Raw genomic sequence first — 16,198 nt, 5'->3', positions numbered from 1 at the left:
TAGCGCGCGCCTCGAAGCGCGCCTCCGCCCGGACCGCCGTGCCACGACCGTGCCGCACGACGGAGCTAGGAGTCCGCCCCGGTGACCACCGCCCCCGCCTCCCGCCCGCACAGAACCCTGCTGCGCGCCGCCCTGATCCCGGCCGCGCTGACCGCCTCGCTGGTGCTCGTCCCGCTCCCGGTGGCCAACGCCGCCGGCGCCGCCACCCCCGCCCCGACCGAGGCCGGCCCGCTGCGGATCCACGACATCCAGGGCACCACCCGGATATCCCCGCAGGCCGGCAAGCCGGTCACCGGGGTGCCCGGCATCGTCACCGGCGTGCGCGCGTACGGCAGCTCCAAGGGCTTCTGGATCCAGGACCCGAACCCGGACGCCGACCCGGCCACCAGCGAGGGCGTCTTCGTCTTCACCGGCGGCAACCCGACCGTCAAGGTCGGCGACTCGGTGCTGGTGAGCGGCAAGGTCACCGAGTACTACCCGAGCTACTCCGGCGGCTCGCAGTCCGTCACCGAGATCTCCGCCCCGGGCGTCACCGTCGTCTCCTCCGGCAACCCGCTGCCCGCCCCGGTGGTCGTCGACACCCGCGACATCCCCGGCACCTACGCCCCGGCGGCCGGCGCGGACGGCTCGATCGACGGCGTCGCGCTGAACCCGGAGAAGTACGCCCTGGACTTCTACGAGTCCCTGGAGGGCATGCTCGTCCAGGTCAAGGACGTCCGGGTGGTCCAGGCCACCGACAAGTACAACGAGCTGTGGGTCGCCGCCGACCGCCAGGACCAGCGCAGCAAGCGCGGCGGCGTGCTGTACGAGTCCTACCGCGAGCCCAACGTCGGCCGCCTGATGATCCAGCAGCAGGCCGCGGTCTCCCAGCAGCCCTTCCCGGTCGCCAACGTCGGCGACGAGCTGACCGGAGCCACCACCGGCCCGCTGGACTACAACAACTTCGGCGGCTACACCCTCGTCGCCGGCACCGTGGGCACCCTCAAGGACAACCACCTGCAGCGCGAGGTCACCGCGCAGCCGGCCGACCGCGAACTCACCCTCGCCACCTACAACGTGGAGAACCTGGCCCCGAACAACCCGGACGCCAAGTTCGCCGCGCTGGCCCAGGGCGTCGTCACCAACCTGCGCTCGCCCGACATCGTCGCCCTGGAGGAGATCCAGGACGACAACGGCTCCAAGAGCGACGGCACGGTGGACGCCAGCCAGACCGTCGCCAAGTTCATCGCCGCGATCAAGGCGGCCGGCGGCCCCGCCTACGACTGGCGCTCCATCGACCCGCAGGACGGCAAGGACGGCGGCGAGCCCGGCGGCAACATCCGCCAGGTCTTCCTGTTCAACCCGCAGCGGGTCTCCTTCACCGACATCGCGGGCGGCGACGCCACCACCGCCGTCGGCGTGACCGGCACCGGTGCCGCCACCGCGCTGACCGCCTCGCCCGGCCGCATCGCGCCGAACGACGAGGCCTGGACCAACAGCCGCAAGCCGCTCGTCGGCCAGTTCGTCTTCCGCGGCCAGAAGGTCTTCGTCATCGCCAACCACTTCAACAGCAAGGGCGGCGACCAGGGCATCGACAGCCGCTTCCAGGCCCCGACCCGCGGCTCCGAGGTGCAGCGCGTCAAGCAGGCCACCGTCGAGCAGGCCTTCGTCGCCGGCCTGCTGGCCGCCGACAAGGAGGCCAAGGTCGTCTCCCTCGGCGACTTCAACGACTACCAGTTCTCGCCCGCGCTCGCCGCGCTCACCAAGGGCGGCGTGCTGCGCGACCTGGTGAACGAGCTGCCGGAGACCGAGCAGTACTCCTACGTCTACCAGGGCAACTCGCAGGTGCTGGACCACATCCTGGTCAGCCCCGAGGTCGGCTACGCCAAGTACGACGTGGTGCACATCAACTCCGAGTTCGCCCAGCAGGCGAGCGACCACGACCCGCAGGTGGTGCGCATCAAGCCGTAGCGTGAGCCCCGGCTATGCTGCCTCCGTCGCCGGTGCCCACCGGCGGCGGAGGCGTTTTCACGGGGGGTCGGCGAACGTGCGGTACCGGATCGAGCGGATCGGCCGCGAGGACTGGCAGCTCCTGCGCGAGGTGCGCCTCGCCCAACTCCTCGACACGCCCATGGCGTTCGGCGAGACCCACGAGTACGCCAGCCACCAGGGCGAGGGCAACTGGCGGGCCCGGACCAACTGGCTCAACGAGCCCGACAAGGTCGGCCTGGTCGCGGTGGACCCCGAGGGGGAGTGGGTCGGCACGATGATCTCCACCGCGAACAAGGACCACCCCGACACCGTCGACCTGATCGGCGTCTGGGTGGCCCCCGCCCACCGCGGCCGCGAACGCGGCGTCGCCGACGCGATGCTGGACACGGCCCTCGCCTGGGCCCGCGACCGCGGCGCCGGCCGGATGCTCCTCGGCGTGCACGAGGCCAACCCCCGCGCCGCCGCCTTCTACCTGCGGCGCGGGTTCGCGTACACCGGCGGCGGGACGCCGTACGTGCTGGACGCGTCGGCGCGGATCCTGGAGATGGCCCTTCCGCTCGGGGACTGACCGGCCTGAGGTGCCGGGCGGCCCGCGGTTGCCGGCCGGCCCGCGGCGCTAACCGACGTACGCGGCCAGGGCCTCGCCGGTCGGCGTGGAGCGGGCGGCGACCAGCTCGGCCGGGGTGCCCTCGAAGACCACCCGTCCGCCGTCGTGACCGGCGCCCGGGCCCAGATCGATGATCCAGTCGGCGTGCGCCATGACCGCCGGGTGGTGCTCGATCACGATCACCGACTTGCCGGACTCGACCAGCCGGTCCAGCAGCCCGAGCAACTGCTCGACATCGGCCAGGTGCAGCCCGGTGGTCGGCTCGTCCAGGATGTAGACCCCGCCCTTGTCCCCCATGTGGGTGGCCAGCTTGAGCCGCTGCCGCTCGCCGCCGGAGAGCGTGGTGAGCGGCTGCCCGAGGCTCACGTAACCGAGCCCGACGTCCGCCAGCCGCTCCAGGATCCGGTGCGCGGCCGGCAGCTTGGCCTCGCCCGAGCCGAAGAACTCCTCGGCCTCGGCCACCGACATCGCCAGCACCTCGGCGATGTCCCGCCCGCCCAGCCGGTACTCCAGTACGGCGGGCTGGTACCGCTTGCCCTCGCAGTCCTCGCAGGTGGTGGCCACCCCGGCCATCATCGCCAGGTCGGTGTAGACCACGCCCGCGCCGTTGCAGGTCGGGCAGGCGCCCTCGGAATTGGCGCTGAACAGGGCCGGCTTGACGCCGTTGGCCTTCGCGAAGGCCTTGCGGATCGGCTCCAGCAGCCCGGTGTAGGTGGCCGGGTTGCTCCGCCGCGAGCCCTTGATCGCGCCCTGGTCGACCGAGACCACGTCCTCGCCCGACGCCCCCGACCGCCGGCCCAGCGAGCCGTGGATCAGCGAGCTCTTTCCGGAGCCGGCCACCCCCGTCACCACCGTGAGCACCCCGAGCGGCACGTCCACGTCCACGTCCCGCAGGTTGTGGGTGTTCGCGCCCCGGATCTCCAGCGTCCCGGTGGGCTTGCGCACGTCCTCGCGCAGCGGCGCCCGGTCGGCCAGGTGGCGGCCGGTGACCGTACCGCTGTCGCGCAGCCCGTCCACGCCGCCCTCGTAGCAGACCGTGCCGCCCGCCGTCCCGGCGCCCGGGCCGAGGTCGACCACGTGGTCGGCGATCGCGATGGTCTGCGGCTTGTGCTCCACCACCAGCACGGTGTTGCCCTTGTCCCGCAGGCGCAGCAGCAGCCTGTTCATCCGGTCGATGTCGTGCGGGTGCAGACCGGTGGTGGGCTCGTCGAAGACGTACGTGGTGTCGGTGAGCGAGGAGCCGAGGTGGCGGATCATCTTGACCCGCTGCGCCTCGCCGCCGGAGAGCGTGCCGGAGGGGCGGTCGAGGGAGAGGTAGCCGAGGCCGATCTCCACGAAGGAGTCGAGGGTCTGCCCAAGGGTGGTGAGCAGCGGCGTCACCGAGGGCTCGTCGAGCCCGCCGACCCAGGCGGCGAGGTCGCTGATCTGCATCGCGCAGGCGTCGGCGATGCTGACGCCCGCGATCCTGGACGAGCGGGCGGCCTCGCTGAGCCGGGTCCCCCCGCAGTCCGGGCAGGCGGTGAAGGTGACGGCCCGCTCCACGAAGGCGCGGATGTGCGGCTGCAGCGAGTCCTTGTCCTTGGACAGCATCGACTTCTGGATCTTGGGGATCAGGCCCTCGTAGGTGAGGTTGACGCCGTTGACCTTGACCTTGGTCGGCTCCCGGTACAGGAAGTCCTGCAACTCCTTCTCGGTGTACTCGCGGATCGGCTTGTCCGGGTCGAGGAAGCCGGAGTTGGCGTAGACGCCGACCGTCCACCAGCTGTCGGTCTTCCAGCCGGGGATGGTGATCGCGCCCTCGGAGATCGACTTGGCGTCGTCGTACAGCTGGGTGAGGTCGATGTCGGAGACGCTGCCGCGGCCCTCGCAGCGCGGGCACATGCCGCCGGTGATGCTGAAGCTGCGCCGCTCCTTCACGGTCTTGCCGGCGCGCTCGACGGTGACGGCGCCGGCCCCGCTGATCGAGGGGACGTTGAAGGAGAAGGCCTTGGGGGAGCCGATGTGCGGGGTGCCGAGCCGGCTGAAGAGGATGCGCAGCATCGCGTTGGCGTCGGTGGCGGTGCCGACGGTGGAGCGCGGATCGGCGCCCATCCGCTGCTGGTCGACGATGATCGCGGTGGTCAGGCCCTCCAGGACGTCCACCTCGGGGCGGGCCAGGGTGGGCATGAAGCCCTGGACGAACGCGCTGTAGGTCTCGTTGATCAGCCGCTGGGACTCGGCGGCGATGGTGTCGAACACCAGCGAGCTCTTGCCGGAGCCGGACACACCGGTGAACACCGTCAGCCGGCGCTTGGGGATGTCGACGCTGACGTCCTTGAGGTTGTTCTCGCGCGCGCCGTGGACGCGGATCAGGTCGTGGCTGTCGGCGGCGTGCGGCGCGGGGTTCGCGTCCGTCCTCTTGGGCATCGTCTGGTCTCTCCCTGTCGATCGGGCGGGCCCGTCCCCGCGGTCACCGGTGGATTCCTTCGATCCAACCAGAACCGGCGTGATCCGGTCGGTCCGTTGGTCGGTCGGTCGGTCGGTCGGTCGGTCCGGTGCCGCGGGCGGCGGGCCCGTCGGGTGTCACGGCTACGGCTGTGGTGGCCTGCCGTCGTTCGTCCGGCGCGCCTCGCCGGGTTCAGCGCACCTCGTTGAAGCGGATCAGGTTGCCCGCCGGGTCGCGGAAGGCGCAGTCGCGCGCACCCCACTGCTGGTCGGCCGGCTCCTGCACCAGCTCGGCGCCGCCGGACTTCAGCCGGTCGAACAGGCCGTCCAGGTCGGGGGTGCCGAGGACGAGCCGGGCGTAGGTGCCCTTGGCCATCATGTCGGTGATGGTCCTGCGCTCGTCCTCGGTGACACCCGGGTCGATCGCCGGCGGCTCCAGCACGAGGGAGACGCCGGGCTGGTCGGCGGGGCCGACGGTGATCCAGCGCATCGCGCCGCCGCCGACGTCGTTGCGGACCTCGAAGCCGAGCAGGTCGCGGTAGAAGGCGAGGGAGGCCTCGGGGTCGGTGTGCGGGAGGAAGGTCCAGTGAATGGTGATGTCGCTCATGACCGCAACGCTAGGCGTGGGCCCGGGCCGGGTGCTTCTCCAAAACTGATCGGTCCGCCCGGCCGGTTCCGTGCGCCCGGTTCCTCAGCAGTCGGGGATGGTGGCGCCGCCGTTGTCCTTGGCGGTGTCGTTGCCCCAGCGGGAGAGGTAGAACGCGGAGACCCACTGGCCGCCGGGGCCGGCGTCCGGGTCGGTCTTCAGCCACCAGTGGTTGTAGCTGCCGCCGCTGGACACCTCGCGTCCCCAGGCCTTGCAGTAGACGTAGTTGGTGCCCTGGTTCAGCGTGCCGGTGGCGGTGGTGGAGTTCGGCGAGGCGTAGACGTTCGCGTTGGCGAAGGTGTCCACCCAGTACTTGCCGGTGGCGGGCGGGGTGCCGCCGCCCGGGCAGTCGGGGATGGTGGCGCCGCCGTTGTCCTTGGCGGTGTCGTTGCCCCAGCGGGAGAGGTAGAACGCGGAGACCCACTGGCCGCCGGGGCCGGCGTCCGGGTCGGTCTTCAGCCACCAGTGGTTGTAGCTGCCGCCGCTGGAGACCTCGCGTCCCCAGGCCTTGCAGTAGACGTAGTTGGTGCCCTGGTACAGGGTCCCCGTGCTGGTGGTGGAGGTCGGGGAGCCGTACACGGGCGCGTTGGCGAAGGTGTCCACCCAGTACTTGCCGCCGCCCGACGGGGTCGAGGTCGGCGTCGGGGTGGAGTCGCCGGGCCCGTACAGCCGGATCGCGCCGTAGTAGTCGCCGTGCGAGGAGAGCGCCGCCACCTGGACGTAGCCGCCGGAGTAGGGCGCCTCGACGATCCAGCCCTGCCCGAGGTACATCGCGACATGGTGGATGCCGGGGGCGGTGTCGCCGAAGAACACCAGGTCACCGGGGAGCAGCGGTGCGGTCCCGTCCGCCCGGTAGTAGCGGGCGACCGCCCGGGAGGACGGCCACTGGGTCCGGGTGGTGCCGTTGACGACGTCCTCGCCGACCGCCAGGTCGTAGGCGTAGCGGACCATGCCGGAGCAGTCCAGGCCGCGGACGTGGCAGTCGTCGGGGGCGCCGTTGGAGGCGTCGCAGAGGCCGTACGTCAGGCCGGGCTGCGCGCCGTGGCCGCCGCCCCAGGAGTACGGGGTGCCGATCAGCCCGCAGGCGGACCGGACGGCGGCGGTGGCCTGCGGAGCCGCCCCGGTGGACAGCACCCCGCAGGCGGGCGCCGCCTGGGCCTCCCCGGCCCCGGCGAAGAACACCCCGACCGACACCAGCATCGACAGCAGGGCCGCCCACCGCAGCGGGGCCAGCAGCCACCGTGACAAAGGGTCTATGCGCGTCGTCATGACCGCGAATCCTCCCGGCGCCCCTGACGGCCGGTCAATGGCTCTGCCCCACATGCCGTCCGTGGCCCGGTCACCTGCCGGTCCGCCGCCCGCCCGCACGGCAACCGGCAACACGGGCCGGTCCGTTGCGCCAGACCACGTCAGACCACGTCAGACCACGTCAGACCACGCCCGGCATCGCCACAACGCGGACGGGGCCCGGTACCTGATCAGGTACCGGACCCCGTCCGATGCTGGAGCGCCAGGCCCGGGTCGCACGGACTCTTCCTACTGAAAGTAGGACGTGCTCTGGTAGCACCACTGACGCCTGACGAGGGATCATTCTCCCTCGCGACAAGAAGAATATTAGCAGCTCAGAACCGGTGCGCCGAACCGCTCCCGGGCGGGCGCGGGTCAGCTCGGCGCCACACCCTCCGTGACGCCCAGCTCCTGGGTCCCCACGACGGACAGCAGTTCCAACTGCTCGGCTCCCGGGCTGCCGGGCGGGGCCGTGAACCAGAGCAGGCGCTGCCGCCCGTCCTCGCTGAGGAGGTTGTGGCAGTCGAGCTCGATGACGCCGAGCAGGGGGTGGACGATCCTCTTGCGGTCCATGCGGCGCACCGCGACGTCGTGGGTGTCCCAGAGGGCCGCGAACTCCTGGCTGCGTCGGCGCAGTACGGCGACCATCCTCGTGACCTCGGCGTCCCGGCCACGCCGGGCGGCCGCCGCCTGGAGGTCCGCCGCGAACACCCGGGAGTGGTGCGGGTGGTCCTCGGGCGGGTGGATCTCGCGCGCCCGCGGGTCGGTGAACCACCGGTACACGTAGCTCGCCGCCGGGCCGCGGTGCGCCGGGGACTTGCCGAGCAGCGCCCGGGCCAGGTCGTTCTCCACCAGGGCTTCGTGCAGGTCGGTGATGACACGCGCGGGGGTGTTGGACAGCCGGTCCAGGAGTCCGAGGAGCGCGGGCTGCACGTGTGCCGAGGGTCCGTGTTCCGAGCGGGGGACCGGCCGTTCGGCCAGGTGGAACAGGTGGTCGCGCTCGTCGCCGTTCAGGCGCAGGGCTCGGGCGAGCGCGGCCAGGGTCTGGGTCGAGGGCTGCACGCCGTTCTTCGCGCTGCCGCGTTCCAGCTCGGTGTAGTAGTCGACCGACAGCCCCGCCAGCTGCGCGACCTCCTCGCGGCGCAGCCCGGGGACGCGTCGGCGCGGGCCTTGGGGGAGGCCGACCTCGCCGGGCCGGATGCGGTCGCGGCGTGTCCTGAGGAAGGCACCGAGCTCTGGAAGGTTCACCCCTCCATGGTCGCCGCTACGCCGGAGCGCAGCCAGGGGGTGGCATCCCCTGGGTAGACGCAGCCCTGGCTGGGGGCGGGGGACCGACCGATCGTGGAGGACGCAGCAGGGCCGCCGGCAAGGCCGCGGCCCGAACCCCCATCCACCGCAGGAGCCAGCTATGCCCATCCCCACCTCCCCGGCCGGGACGCCCGCCCCGGCCCGGTCCTCCGCCGCACCCCGCGTCGCGGTCGTCACCGGCGGCTCGCGCGGCATCGGCCGCCGGACCGTCGGCCGGCTGGCCGCCGACGGGTACGCCGTCGTGGTCGGCTACGCCGGCAACCGGGCCGAGGCCGAAGCCGCCGTGAAGGAGGCCGTCGCCGGCGGCGGCCGGGCGATCGCGGTGCGCGCGGACGTCGCCGACGAACACGCGGTCGCGGCCCTGTTCGACGCGGCCGACGCGGAGTTCGGCGGCGTCGACGCCGTCGTGCACACGGCCGCGCGGATGCACCTGGGGCCGATCGCCGAGCTGGACCTGGCCGTCCTGGACGACCTGCACCGCACCAACATCCGCGGCACCTTCGCCGTCGTCCAGCAGGCCGCCCGTCGGGTGCGCCCCGGCGGCGCGATAGTGACGTTCTCCACCTCCGTGCTGGGGCTGGCCTTCCCGGGCTACGGCGCGTACGCCGCGAGCAAGGGCGCGGTCGAGGCGCTGACGCTGATCCTGGCGCGGGAGCTGCGGGGCCGGGACGTCACCGCCAACACCGTCGCACCCGGCCCCACGGCCACCGACATGTTCCTGGACGGCAAGGACGAGGAGACCGTCGCCCGCCTGGCCGCCCAACCCCCGCTGGAGCGCCTCGGCAGCACTGCCGACATCGCCGAGGTCGTCGCGTTCCTGGCCTCCCCGGCCGGCCACTGGATCAACGGACAGGTCATCCGCGCCAACGGCGGCATCGTCTGAACCGCCCCCAGCCACCCCGTCGGCCGACGGGACCGGACGGCCTGCCCGCTGCGGGCAGCTCCCTGTAACGCCCCACCGAGAGAAGGAACGACCCGCCATGCCTTTCGCGAACTTCAAGGTCCCCGAGAAGACCCTCACCCCGAAGCAGAAGGAGCAGATCGTCACCCGCACCACCGAGCTGTACGTCGAGATCTACGGTGAGCGCGCCCGCAACACCACCATGGTCCTGGTCGAGGAGGTCGCCGACGGCGGCTGGGGCATCTCCGGCAACGTGCTGACCCTCGCCATGCTCGGCGAGGCGCCGACCGAAACCGGCGACGCCGGCGAGGCCTGACGGCACCGCCGGCACGGAAGCGGTCCGCCGCAGGTCGCGGCGGCCCGCAGCCCCGGGCGGTTCCGTCGGCCCCGGCTCGGCGGGGCAGGTGGGTGTCGGGAAAACAAGCAGGCATGATTGCTTTTTTCTCCGGGCGGTGCCACGCTGCTGCCCGACGGCGCTCGTGCGGGGGCGTCGCCAACTCTTCGGCAGGGGAGGGGCATTGGTGGTCGAGCGGGTGGGGCTGCGGATCGGGAACGCCTCGGGGTTCTACGGGGACCGGTTCGCCGCGGTACGGGAGATGCTGACCGGTGGGCCGTTGGACGTGCTGACCGGGGACTATCTGGCCGAGCTGACCATGCTCATCCTGGCGCGGGACCGGCTGAAGGACCCGTCGCGGGGGTACGTCCGGACCTTCCTGCGGCAGATGGAGGAGTGTCTCGGGCTGGCGCGCGAGCGCGGTGTGGCGATCGTGGTGAATGCGGGCGGCCTCAATCCGGCGCGACTGGCCGACGAGCTGCGCGAGTTGGCCCGGCGGCTGGGCGTCGAGACGGCCGTGGCGCACGTGGAGGGGGACGACCTGCTGCCGCGCAGGGCGGAACTCGGGCTGCCGGATGGGCTGTTGGCGGCGAACGCCTATCTCGGCGGGTTCGGCATCGCGGCCTGTCTGCGGGAGGGCGCCGAGCTGGTGGTCACCGGCCGGGTGACGGACGCGGCACTGGTCGTCGGGCCGGGGATCGCGCACTTCGGCTGGGAGCCGACGGACGTGGACGCGCTGGCCGGTGCGGTGGTCGCCGGGCACGTGCTGGAGTGCGGCGCCCAGGCGACGGGCGGCAACTACGCGTTCTTCGGCGAGCACGACGTGACCAGGCCCGGCTTCCCGATCGCCGAGCTGCACGCCGACGGCTCCAGTGTGATCACCAAGCACCCGGGCACCGGCGGCGCCGTCACCGTGGGCACCGTGACCGCCCAACTCCTGTACGAGACAGGCGGACCGCACTACCTGGGCCCGGATGTGACCGCCCGGCTGGACACCGTCCGGCTCAGCGCGGAGGGCCAGGACCGGGTCCGGATCGACGGCGTCCGGGGCGAGGCCCCGCCGGCCACGCTGAAGGTCGGCCTCAACGCGCTCGGCGGCCACCACAACGAGGTGGTCTTCGTCCTCACCGGTCTGGACGTCGAGGCCAAGGCCGACCTGGTGCGACGGCAGTTCGCCGAGGCCCTGCCGCCCGGGGCCGGCCCGGCCGAACTGCGCTGGACGCTCGCCCGCACCGACCACCCGGACGCCCCGACCGAGGAGGCCGCCTCCGCCCTCCTCCGGCTGACCGCCCGCGACCCGGACCCGGCCAAGGTAGGACGTGAACTCGGCAAGGCCGCTGTGGAGTTGGGCCTGGCCGGCTACCCGGGCTTCCATCTCACCGCCCCGCCGGGGCCGGGTGCGCCGTACGGGGTGTTCACCGCCGCGTACGTCGACGCCAAGACGGTCGAGCACACCGCGGTGCTGCCGGACGGCCGCCGGATCGCCGTACCGCCGGCGCCGGTCACCGGCGGATCCGCGGAGGTCGGGCACCGGCTGCCCGAGCCGCTGCCGGCCGGCCCCGCCCGGCGCGCGCCGCTCGGCCTGGTGGCCGGTGCCCGCAGCGGTGACAAGGGCGGCGACGCCAACCTGGGCGTCTGGGCCCGTACGGAGGACGGCTGGCGCTGGCTGGCGCACGTCCTCACGGTCGAGCGGATCAAGGAACTCCTGCCGGAGACGGAGGAGTTGACCGTCACCCGGCATCTCCTCCCGAACCTGTGGGCGGTCAACTTCACCGTCGCCGGGCTGCTCGGCGAGGGCGTCGCCGCCCGGCACCGCTTCGACCCGCAGGCCAAGGCCCTCGGGGAGTGGCTCCGTTCGCGCCACCTCGACATCCCGACCCAGCTCCTCGACAGCCCGGAGGCCGTGTCGTGACCGTCCTGCCCACCCGAATCGACCCGGCCGGGCCGGAGTACGCCGAGCACCGTGCCGCGATGCTCGCCAAGCTCGCCGAGCTGGACGCCGAGCACGCCAAGGCGCTGGCCGGCGGCGGCCCGAAGTACCTGGAGCGCCACCGCGGGCGCGGCAAGCTGACGGCCCGCGAGCGGATCGAGTTGCTGGTCGACCCGGACTCGCCGTTCCTGGAGCTGTCCCCGCTGGCGGCGTGGGGCAGCGAGTTCCCGGTCGGTGCCGCGCTGGTCACCGGCATCGGGGTGATCGAGGGCGTGGAGTGCGTGATCACCGCCAACGACCCGACCGTGCGCGGCGGGTCCAGCAACCCGTGGACGCTGCGCAAGGCGCTGCGGGCCAACGAGGTCGCGCTGGGCAACCGCCTCCCGCTGGTGAACCTGGTCGAGTCCGGCGGCGCGGACCTGCCCAGCCAGAAGGAGATCTTCATCCCCGGCGGCGCCCTGTTCCGCGACCTCACCCGGCTGTCCGCCGCCGGAATCCCCACCGTGGCCGTGGTGTTCGGCAATTCGACGGCCGGCGGCGCGTACGTTCCCGGCATGTCCGACCACACCGTGCTGGTCAAGGAGCGCGCCAAGGTGTTCCTCGGCGGTCCGCCGCTGGTCAAGATGGCCACCGGGGAGGAGGCCGACGACGAGTCGCTCGGCGGCGCGGAGATGCACGCCCGCACCTCCGGCCTCGCCGACCACTTCGCGGTGGACGAGGTGGACGCGGTGCGGCTGGCCCGGCGGATCGTCGCCCGGCTGGACCACCGCAAGCCGGGCCCCGGGCCGGACCGGTTCGCCGAGCCGCCGAAGTACGCCGAGGAGGAGCTGCTGGGCATCGTCCCGGGCGACCTCAAGGTGCCCTTCGACCCGCGCGAGGTGATCGCCCGGCTGGTCGACGGCTCCGACTTCGACGAGTTCAAGCCGCTCTACGGCTCCAGCCTGTGCACCGGCTGGGCCCGGCTGCACGGCTATCCGGTCGGGGTCCTGGCCAACGCGCAGGGCGTCCTGTTCAGCGCCGAGTCCCAGAAGGCCGCCCAGTTCATCCAGTTGGCGAACCAGCGGAACACCCCGCTGCTGTTCCTGCACAACACCACCGGCTACATGGTCGGCAAGGACTACGAGCAGGGCGGCATCATCAAGCACGGCGCGATGATGATCAACGCCGTCGCCAACTCCACCGTCCCCCACCTCTCCGTGCTGATGGGCGCCTCCTACGGGGCCGGCCACTACGGCATGTGCGGCCGGGCGTACGAGCCGCGCTTCCTGTTCTCCTGGCCGAGCGCCAAGTCGGCGGTGATGGGCCCGCAGCAGCTCGCCGGGGTGCTGTCGATCGTGGCCCGGCAGTCGGCGGCGGCGAAGGGGCAGCCCTACGACGAGGACGCGGACGCGGCGATCCGGGCGATGGTCGAGCAGCAGATCGAGGCCGAGTCGCTGCCGGTGTTCCTGTCCGGCCGCCTCTACGACGACGGCGTGATCGACCCGCGCGACACCCGTACCGTGCTCGGCCTGTGCCTGTCCGCGATCCACAACGCGCCGGTCGAGGGCGCACGCGGGTACGGCGTCTTCCGCCTGTGAGCGAGCCTCTGCCAACGGAGCCACCAATGACTTCCACGACGTCGATCGGCAACCTGCTGGTCGCCAACCGGGGCGAGATCGCCCGCCGGGTCTTCCGTACCTGCCGGGAGCTCGGCATCGCGACCACCGCCGTCCACTCCGACCCGGACGCCGACGCCCCGCACGTGCGCGAGGCCGACGCGGCCGTCCGGCTGCCAGGGGCCGCGCCCGCCGACACCTATCTGCGCGGCGACTCGATCGTCCGGGCCGCGCTCGCGGCCGGGGCCGACGCCGTCCACCCCGGGTACGGATTCCTGTCCGAGAGCGCCGAGTTCGCGCAGGCCGTGCTGGACGCGGGCCTGGTCTGGGTCGGCCCGCCGCCGGCCGCGATCGCCGCGATGGGCTCCAAGACCGCCGCCAAGCGCCTGATGGCCGCGGCCGGGGTGCCCGTCCTGGGCGCGCTGGCCGAACCGACCGAGGCGGACCTGCCGGTGCTGGTCAAGGCCGCGGCGGGCGGTGGCGGCCGGGGCATGCGCGTGGTCCACCGGCTGGCGGACCTGCCTGGCGAGTTGGCAGCCGCGGGCGTCGAGGCGGCGAAGGCCTTCGGCTCGGACGAGGTGTTCTGCGAGCGCTACCTGCCGACCGGCCGGCACGTCGAGGTCCAGCTGCTGGCCGACGCGCACGGTACGGTCTGGGCGGTCGGCGACCGCGACTGTTCGCTGCAACGGCGGCACCAGAAGGTGATCGAGGAGGCGCCGGCGCCCGGCCTCCCGGCGGAGGTCCGCGCCGAGCTGCACGCGGCCGCGGTCACGGCGGCCCGCACGATCGGCTACGTCGGCGCCGGCACCGCCGAGTTTCTGCTCGACGAGGACGGCCGGTTCTACTTCCTGGAGATGAACACCCGCCTCCAGGTCGAGCACCCGGTCACCGAGGCGCTCACCGGACTGGACCTGGTGGCGCTCCAACTCGCCGTCGCCGAAGGGGAGGAGCTGCCGCCGCTGCCGCCGGCGAGCCGCGGTCACGCGATCGAGGCCCGGCTGTACGCGGAGGACCCGGCGAAGGACTGGCGGCCCGCCACCGGCACCCTGCACTGCCTCGAACTCACGGTTCCGCACCAGGAGTTCACCGGCGGTGGTGGCCGGCCGGAGGGATCCGGCGTACGGCTGGATTCCGGGGTGGCGGCGGGCAGCGAGGTCACCCCGCACTACGACGCGATGCTCGCCAAGGTGATCGCCTGGGCGCCGACCCGGGCGGCTGCGGCCCGCCGGCTGGCGGACGCGCTGGCCCGCGCGCGGATGCACGGGCCGTCGACCAACCGGGAGTCGCTGGTCCGGGCGCTGCGGCACCCGGCCTTCCTGGCCGGGCACCTGCACACCGGATTCCTGGCCGAGCACGCCGCGGAGCTCACCCCACCGGACGCCGGGGGCGCCGGCCGCGCGGCCCTGGCCGCCGCGCTGGCCGACGCCGCCGCCCGTCGCACCGCCCTCCCGTCCGGCTGGCGCAACCTGCCCTCCCAGCCGCAGCTCAAGCGCTACCGGGCGGACGACGGAACCGAGTCGGAGGTCCGCTACCGCCTCACCCGGGCGGGGCTGCGGGCTGAGGACCACCCGGACGTCGAACTCGTGAGCGCCGCACCGGAGTCGGTCGTCCTGAGCGAGGGCGGGGTCCGCCGCCGCTACCGCGTCACCCGCTACGGCGACCGGGTGTACGTCGACACCCCCGCCGGCGGCACCGCGCTCACCGCTCTTCCGCGCTTCCCCGACCCCACCGTCCGCACCGAACCCGGTGCCCTGCTCGCCCCGATGCCCGGCACGGTGCTCCGCACCACCGCCGTCGCGGGCGACACCGTCACCGCGGGACAGCCGCTGCTCGTGCTGGAGGCGATGAAGATGGAGCACCGCGTCACCGCACCGGCCGACGGCGTCCTCGTCGAACTCCGCGCCACCCCGGGCCAGCAGGTCGAACCCGGCACCCTGCTCGCCGTCGTCAAGTCCCCCCAAGAGTCGCCGCAAGAGTCCCGCCAAGATGACTGAGGAAGGACCCCACATGTCCGCCATCGGCAGTCAGCTCCTGGAAACCCCCGAGCGCCGGGCCCTGCGCCAGGCCGTCGGCGATCTCGGCCGCCGCTACGGCTCCACCTACTACCTCGCCAAGGCCCGGGCCGGCGAGCCCGCCGACGAACTGTGGGCGGAGGCCGGCAAGGCCGGCTACCTCGGCGTCAACCTGCCCGCCGAGTACGGCGGCGGGGGCGGTGGCATCACCGACCTCGCCATCGTCCTGGAGGAACTCGGCACCGCCGGCTGCCCGTTGCTGCTGCTGATCGTCTCCCCGGCGATCTGCGGCACGGTGATCGCCCGCTACGGCACCGAGGAGCAGAAGCAGCGCTGGCTGCCCGGCCTGGCCGACGGCAGCCGCCGGATGGCCTTCGGCATCACCGAGCCGGACGCCGGTTCCAACGCGCACCGGATATCCACCGTGGCCCGCCGCGACGGCGAGGACTGGCTGCTCACCGGCCGCAAGGTGTTCGTCTCCGGCATCGACCACTGCGACGCGGTGCTGTTCGTGGCCCGCACCGAAGACGCCCGCACCGGCAGGCTCAAGCCCTGTCTGTTCGTCGTCCCGCGCGAGACCCCGGGGTTCGAGTTCCGGCCGATCCCGATGGAGCTGGTCGCCCCCGAGAAGCAGTTCCAGGTCTTCCTGGACGACGTCCGGCTGCCCGCCGACGCCCTGGTCGGCGACGAGGACGCGGGCCTGCTCCAGCTGTTCGCGGGCCTCAACCCGGAGCGCGTCCTGACCGCCGCGTTCTCGCTCGGCCTCGCCCGCCAGGCCCTCGGCAAGGCGGTCGAGTACGCGAAGACCCGTACGGTCTGGTCCACCCCGATCGGCGCCCACCAGGGCCTGGCCCACCCGCTGGCCCAGTGCGCGGTGGAGATCGAGCTGGCCCGGCTGATGACCCAGAAGGCCGGGCTGCTCTGCGACGCGGGCGAGGACCTCGCCGCCGGTGAGGCCGCCAACATGGCCAAGTACGCGGCCGGTGAGGCCGCCGCCCGCACCGTCGACCAGGCGGTGCAGACCCTCGGCGGCAACGGCCTCACCCAGGAGTACGGGCTGGGCGCGCTGCTGGCCGCCACCCGGGTCGGCCGGGTGGCCCCGGTGAGCCGGGAGATGGTGCTCAACTTCGTCGCCCAGCACACCCTCGGCCTGCCGAAGTCGTACTGAGTCGCCGGGTCGCGC

The 16,198-nt window shown here is 73.0% G+C and carries 12 protein-coding genes; 8 read left to right on the top strand and 4 right to left on the bottom strand.

Annotation, left to right across the window (positions count from 1 at the left end; all coding sequences use genetic code 11):
- Positions 1-135: 135 nt before the first annotated feature.
- Positions 136-1,950, top strand: a complete 1,815-nt coding sequence (locus tag ACYP53_RS24130; RefSeq protein WP_459649818.1) for an endonuclease/exonuclease/phosphatase family protein — start codon at positions 136-138, stop codon at positions 1,948-1,950.
- A gap of 76 nt (positions 1,951-2,026) precedes the next feature.
- On the top strand, positions 2,027-2,539 hold the full coding sequence (locus ACYP53_RS24125) for a GNAT family N-acetyltransferase (RefSeq protein WP_459648909.1): 513 nt from the start codon (positions 2,027-2,029) through the stop codon (positions 2,537-2,539).
- A 48-nt stretch (positions 2,540-2,587) separates the two neighbouring features.
- Here ACYP53_RS24125 and ACYP53_RS24120 read toward each other — a convergent pair whose 3' ends face one another.
- From ACYP53_RS24120 to ACYP53_RS24105, 4 genes are all read right to left on the bottom strand, one after another.
- On the bottom strand, positions 2,588-4,984 hold the full coding sequence (locus ACYP53_RS24120) for an ATP-binding cassette domain-containing protein (protein WP_459648908.1): 2,397 nt from the start codon (positions 4,982-4,984) through the stop codon (positions 2,588-2,590).
- A gap of 211 nt (positions 4,985-5,195) precedes the next feature.
- On the bottom strand, positions 5,196-5,609 hold the full coding sequence (locus ACYP53_RS24115; protein ID WP_459648907.1) for a VOC family protein: 414 nt from the start codon (positions 5,607-5,609) through the stop codon (positions 5,196-5,198).
- Between the two features lie 84 nt (positions 5,610-5,693).
- Complete coding sequence (locus tag ACYP53_RS24110) at positions 5,694-6,917, bottom strand: C40 family peptidase (protein WP_459648906.1); 1,224 nt, start codon at positions 6,915-6,917, stop codon at positions 5,694-5,696.
- Positions 6,918-7,310: 393 nt separating this feature from the next.
- On the bottom strand, positions 7,311-8,183 hold the full coding sequence (locus ACYP53_RS24105; RefSeq protein WP_459648905.1) for an MmyB family transcriptional regulator: 873 nt from the start codon (positions 8,181-8,183) through the stop codon (positions 7,311-7,313).
- Positions 8,184-8,343: 160 nt separating this feature from the next.
- Here ACYP53_RS24105 and ACYP53_RS24100 point away from each other — a divergent pair, with 160 nt between their 5' ends.
- The 6 genes from ACYP53_RS24100 to ACYP53_RS24075 all read left to right on the top strand — a co-directional run bounded on the left by ACYP53_RS24100 (position 8,344) and on the right by ACYP53_RS24075 (position 16,183).
- Positions 8,344-9,126, top strand: coding sequence for an SDR family oxidoreductase (locus tag ACYP53_RS24100; protein WP_459648904.1), 783 nt, complete (start codon positions 8,344-8,346; stop codon positions 9,124-9,126).
- A 97-nt stretch (positions 9,127-9,223) separates the two neighbouring features.
- Positions 9,224-9,460 (top strand): tautomerase family protein, encoded by a 237-nt coding sequence (locus tag ACYP53_RS24095; protein ID WP_459648903.1) that lies wholly within the window; start codon positions 9,224-9,226, stop codon positions 9,458-9,460.
- Positions 9,461-9,665: 205 nt separating this feature from the next.
- Positions 9,666-11,390, top strand: coding sequence for an acyclic terpene utilization AtuA family protein (locus ACYP53_RS24090; protein ID WP_459648902.1), 1,725 nt, complete (start codon positions 9,666-9,668; stop codon positions 11,388-11,390).
- Entirely contained in the window at positions 11,387-12,985 is a 1,599-nt protein-coding gene (locus tag ACYP53_RS24085; RefSeq protein WP_459648901.1) for an acyl-CoA carboxylase subunit beta, read from the top strand. The genes ACYP53_RS24090 and ACYP53_RS24085 overlap by 4 nt, the downstream gene beginning before the upstream one ends.
- Positions 12,986-13,011: 26 nt before the next feature.
- A complete protein-coding gene (locus ACYP53_RS24080) occupies positions 13,012-14,997 on the top strand; it encodes an acetyl/propionyl/methylcrotonyl-CoA carboxylase subunit alpha (protein WP_459648900.1) in 1,986 nt (661 codons plus the stop codon).
- Positions 14,998-15,010: 13 nt separating this feature from the next.
- A complete protein-coding gene (locus ACYP53_RS24075) occupies positions 15,011-16,183 on the top strand; it encodes an acyl-CoA dehydrogenase family protein (RefSeq protein ID WP_189920278.1) in 1,173 nt (390 codons plus the stop codon).
- Positions 16,184-16,198: the final 15 nt, after the last annotated feature.

Source organism: Kitasatospora sp. Ki12 (assembly GCF_054601375.1).
Note: the sequence above shows the minus strand (reverse complement) of the source record. Positions and strands in the feature narration are given on the sequence as shown.

Excerpts from the sequence above, each read along its gene's own strand:
- ACYP53_RS24120 (WP_459648908.1), bottom strand. The coding sequence starts at position 4,984 with ATGCCCAAGAGGACGGACGCGAACCCCGCGCCGCACGCCGCCGACAGC.
- ACYP53_RS24115 (WP_459648907.1), bottom strand. The coding sequence starts at position 5,609 with ATGAGCGACATCACCATTCACTGGACCTTCCTCCCGCACACCGACCCC.
- ACYP53_RS24110 (WP_459648906.1), bottom strand. The coding sequence starts at position 6,917 with ATGACGACGCGCATAGACCCTTTGTCACGGTGGCTGCTGGCCCCGCTG.
- ACYP53_RS24100 (WP_459648904.1), top strand. The coding sequence starts at position 8,344 with ATGCCCATCCCCACCTCCCCGGCCGGGACGCCCGCCCCGGCCCGGTCC.
- ACYP53_RS24095 (WP_459648903.1), top strand. The coding sequence starts at position 9,224 with ATGCCTTTCGCGAACTTCAAGGTCCCCGAGAAGACCCTCACCCCGAAG.
- ACYP53_RS24080 (WP_459648900.1), top strand. The coding sequence starts at position 13,012 with ATGACTTCCACGACGTCGATCGGCAACCTGCTGGTCGCCAACCGGGGC.
- ACYP53_RS24075 (WP_189920278.1), top strand. The coding sequence starts at position 15,011 with ATGTCCGCCATCGGCAGTCAGCTCCTGGAAACCCCCGAGCGCCGGGCC.